The organism is Mesorhizobium sp. M7A.F.Ca.CA.002.05.1.1 (genome assembly GCF_003998335.1).
In the GTDB taxonomy this organism is placed as follows: Bacteria; Pseudomonadota; Alphaproteobacteria; order Rhizobiales; family Rhizobiaceae; genus Mesorhizobium.
Genome location: NZ_RZQI01000952.1, coordinates 1 through 2,225 on the forward strand (window position 1 = coordinate 1; position 2,225 = coordinate 2,225).

Consider the following 2,225-nt stretch of genomic DNA (forward strand, 5'->3'; position numbering starts at 1 on the left):
CTCCATCTATGCGCTGACAAAATACGCCCAGGAACGCGCCGTGCTGATCTTCGGCGAGGCCTATGGCATCGATGCGGTCGCGCTGCGCCTGTTCAATGTCTTCGGCGCCGGCCAGGCGTTGTCGAATCCCTATACCGGCGTGCTGGCCAACTTCGCTTCGCGTCTCGCCAACGGCCAACGGCCAATGATCTTCGAGGATGGCGAACAGAAGCGCGATTTCGTCCATGTGCAGGACGTCGCCCGCGCCTTTCGCCTTGCTCTGCAGCAACGCCAGGCAAAGGGTCATGTCATCAACATCGGCAGCGGCCGCGCCTATGCGATCAGCGAAGTCGCGCGATTGCTGGCCGAGGCCATGGGGACACCGAATCGCTCGCCGGAACTGCTCGGCAAAGCCCGCTCCGGCGATATCCGCAACTGCTTCGCCGATATTTCCAAGGCCCGTGAGTTGCTCGGTTTCGAGCCGGTGCGGCAATTGGAGAATTCGCTCGGCGAGTTCGTTTCCTGGGTGCGTAACACGTCCGCCGTCGACCGCGGCGCCGACATGAAGCGCGAGCTCGAAGAACGCGGGTTGGTCTCATGAACACACGCAATCGACGCGACGCGCCGGTCGCCATCATCGGCGGCAGCGGCTTCATAGGATCGAACCTCGCCGACAGCCTGTTGTCGGATGGCGAGCCGGTACTGGTGATCGACAATCTCAGCCGTCCGGGCGTCGAGCAGAACCTTGAATGGCTGGCGCAAAAACACGGCGGTCGCCTCACGGTGGAGACGATCGACGTGCGGGACGCCAACGCCCTGGCGCCGGCTCTGATGAGTTCAAAGGCGATCTTCCATCTGGCCGCGCAAACCGCCGTCACCACAAGCCTGGTCCAGCCAGGCGAGGATTTCGACATCAACCTTCGGGGAACGTTCAACGTTCTGGAGGCGGCGCGACTGAGCGGTGAGCTTATCCCGGTGATCTTCGCCAGCACCAACAAAGTCTATGGCAGCCTGCCCGACGTCGCGGTCCGCGAGGACGGCGATCACTATGTGCCTTGCGACAGCGTCATCCAGGCGCACGGCATCGATGAGGCTCGGGGCCTGGACTTCTGCACGCCCTACGGTTGCTCCAAAGGCGCGGCGGATCAGTATGTGCTCGACTATGCCAAATCCTACGGCATGCCGACGGCGGTGCTGCGGATGAGCTGCATCTATGGACCGCGCCAGTTCGGAACCGAGGACCAGGGCTGGGTCGCACACTTCCTGCTCAGCGCGCTGACGGGACGCCCAATCACCATTTACGGCGACGGCAGGCAAGTGCGCGATATCCTGCATGTCTCCGATGCCGTCGCCGCCTACAGGGCCGTGCTCGATCGCATCGAGACCACCAAAGGCCAGGCATTCAATCTTGGCGGCGGCCCGGAAAATGCGGTCAGCCTGCGCAGGCTGTTGAGCGAGATCCGTAGCCTGACCGGCCATGAGCTTTCAATCCGCCACGATGGGGAACGCACGGGCGACCAGCCCTTCTTCGTCGCCGACACCCGCAAGATCAAAACCGCGCTTGGCTGGATGGCCCATGTTTCATGGCGCGAAGGCGTCCGCGACCTCGCCGACTGGCTGCAGCGCCATCGGCTCGAGCCTCGCCCTGAAGCCGTGAGGTACGTCGCATGAAAATCGCTTTGGTAAACCCATTCTGGACCTACGACGACAGCATCTATTTCGGCTGCCGCCAACCACATCTGCCGCTGGAACTCGGCTATTCGAAGGCCCTGCTCGAAGCCGCCGGACATGAGGTGCTGATGCTGGATGGGCAGTTGCAGAGGCTCGATAATTCCGGTCTCTGCGAGCGGGTGGCTGATTTCGCCCCGGCTATGACCGTCGTCAGTACCGCCCCGACCTATCTGTTCTGGCGCTGCGCACCGCCGGAATTGCGTGTGCCGGCCGATTTCCTCAACCGTCTCGCCGGGCGCGGTGGACGCACGGTCGCGGTCGGGCCGCACGGCTCGGCGACGCCGGCGCCGACCTTGCGCAAGCTCGGCGTCGACATCGTCGTGAGCGGCGAATGTGAAGAAGTCGTCGAGCAGCTTGCCCGGCGCGATGATTGGAGCGCCGTGCCCTCAACCGCTTATCTGCGGGATGCCAAGGTGGTTTCGAACGGAGGCGTCCACGCCAGCTCGTTTGTCGATCATCCGCCACTCGAATGGCCAGCGGACTGGATCGCAGCCCATTCGCACCACCATCACAGG

Annotated in this window: 3 protein-coding genes; all 3 read left to right on the forward strand. The window is 63.4% G+C overall.

The genetic code is table 11. The annotated features are described in order from the left end of the window. Window positions 1-580: NAD-dependent epimerase/dehydratase family protein (locus EN939_RS31015; RefSeq protein WP_127271436.1), on the forward strand; the 580-nt coding region annotated here is incomplete at its 5' end. Continuing rightward, window positions 577-1,650 (forward strand): NAD-dependent epimerase/dehydratase family protein, encoded by a 1,074-nt coding sequence (locus tag EN939_RS31020; protein WP_127270571.1) that lies wholly within the window; start codon window positions 577-579, stop codon window positions 1,648-1,650. The genes EN939_RS31015 and EN939_RS31020, both read left to right, overlap by 4 nt. Further along, window positions 1,647-2,225: cobalamin-dependent protein (locus EN939_RS31025; RefSeq protein WP_206528384.1), on the forward strand; the 579-nt coding region annotated here is incomplete at its 3' end. The genes EN939_RS31020 and EN939_RS31025, both read left to right, overlap by 4 nt.